The organism is Novosphingobium cyanobacteriorum (genome assembly GCF_029436685.1).
Taxonomy (GTDB): Bacteria; Pseudomonadota; Alphaproteobacteria; order Sphingomonadales; family Sphingomonadaceae; genus Novosphingobium; species Novosphingobium cyanobacteriorum.
The window spans coordinates 1-1,640 of sequence record NZ_JAROCY010000073.1 but is presented as its reverse complement, the minus strand read 5'-3'; the positions used below and the strand labels follow the sequence as shown (position 1 = coordinate 1,640).

Below are 1,640 nucleotides of genomic sequence, written 5' to 3'. Positions count from 1 at the left end.
CGTCGGATTTCATCGTCATCGATGTTTTTCTTCCGGCCTTTGTAGACGCCTTCGGCGCGCGCCGCCTCGATCCCGGCGCGCTGCCGGTCCTTGATGAACGTCAGTTCCATGTCCGCGACCATGCCCAGAATGGTGATCACCATCCGCCCCATGCTTCCGGCCGTCGTCACCTCCGGCTCAAGCACCCGCAATGAGGCTCCCTTCTGGTCGAGTTCATGAACCAGATTGAGAACATCGCGTGTGGAGCGACCGAGCCGATCGAGACGCAGGACGACGAGTTCGTCATCGGCGCGCAGGAACTGCATGATCGTCTCAAGCTCCGTGCGTCCAGTGCGCGATGCGCCCGAGCCTGTTTCGGAGCGGAGGATTTCACAGCCCGCTGCCTTCAACCGGGCAACCTGGATGTCGAGATCCTGGTCGATGGTGCTGACGCGGGCGTAGCCGACGCGGGTCATGGGCAAATCCGTCACATTAGGGTGGCTTTGCCCTCGTACAGTAACATTGGTGACGGAACCACCCTTTTGTGACATGTCGTATATGTCACTTCCGATCGTCACGTTCGGGTGCACCCAAATGGTGCGAGCGGAAAGGCCCCGGTCAGGCAGCAAGCCGCCCAAAATCGATCCGGCTATTCAGATCGAGGTCGAAGCGGCCATAAGGATTGACGTGGCTGTAAATCAGCGGTGTGAGGCCGCGATAATCATCCGGCGTCATCCGGCCCGTCCATTTCGGTTCCACCAGCACGCTCTGAAGCATTCGGGTGTTCACATAGACAAGCGACGCTTGCAGCAAATGTAGCGCCAGGACCGAGAGCTGCTGCTCATCGATGCGGTTAGTGGCGATCTCGCCGCCCTTGCCGAAGAAAACGAACCCATTGGCACTGTTCCAGTTTTCAACGACATTCAGGCCTTCATGAATTTCGCGGCGGAAGGACTCCTCGCGCAGATACCGGCACAGGAAGATCGTCTTGACCGCGCGGCCCAGCTCACTCAACGCCTTGTAGGTCGGGTGCATCACCTCGGAGCGGCTAAACCGGCGCAGGATCGCCTCCGGGTCGGCGGTTTTTGTCTGCATCGCGGCTGCATATTTGACCATCTCGTCATATTGCTGCTCGATCTCATCCCAGTTGATCGGACTGGAGAGGATCGGCTGCAAGTGGGGAAGCCGCGTTCGCATGCCGACATCGGGAAGAGCCAGCTTCTGGCGAGCGATCGCTTTCAGGCGGGGTGCAAGCTCAAATCCGAGAAGCCGGCAAAATGCAAAGCCAACCGCGCTTTGGCCATGACTATCAACATATTGTCGCTGGATTTCCATGTCGGTGCAATGGCGCAGCACGCCCTCGATCATGGAGGCGACCTCGGAGGAAGAGCAGCGCTTGAGCTGGGAATAGACGCATGTCGCGCGTCGTTCGACATGCCAGTAGATCATGACGCCCCGTCCACCATAACGCGCATGCCATTCCGTCATCAGGTTGCGATCCCAGGCTCCGAACTTTGTGGAATCTGACGCACAGGCCGTGCCGGCGTCCCCCCAGACTGCAGCATTGCGGATTGCCAGGGTCGCATTCGCAACCCTGGCACACGCCTCCTTGAGCGCCGCGGCATGAACGAAGCGGCGATGGACATGCAGCAGCTCTTCAT

2 protein-coding genes are annotated in these 1,640 nt (G+C 59.4%); both read right to left on the bottom strand.

Annotated elements, in window-relative coordinates:
* Positions 1 to 455: recombinase family protein (locus POM99_RS22270; RefSeq protein ID WP_277281006.1), on the bottom strand; the 455-nt coding region annotated here is incomplete at its 3' end.
* A 142-nt stretch (positions 456 to 597) separates the two neighbouring features.
* The coding region (locus tag POM99_RS22265; RefSeq protein ID WP_277281005.1) for a Tn3 family transposase at positions 598 to 1,640 on the bottom strand (1,043 nt) is incomplete at its 5' end.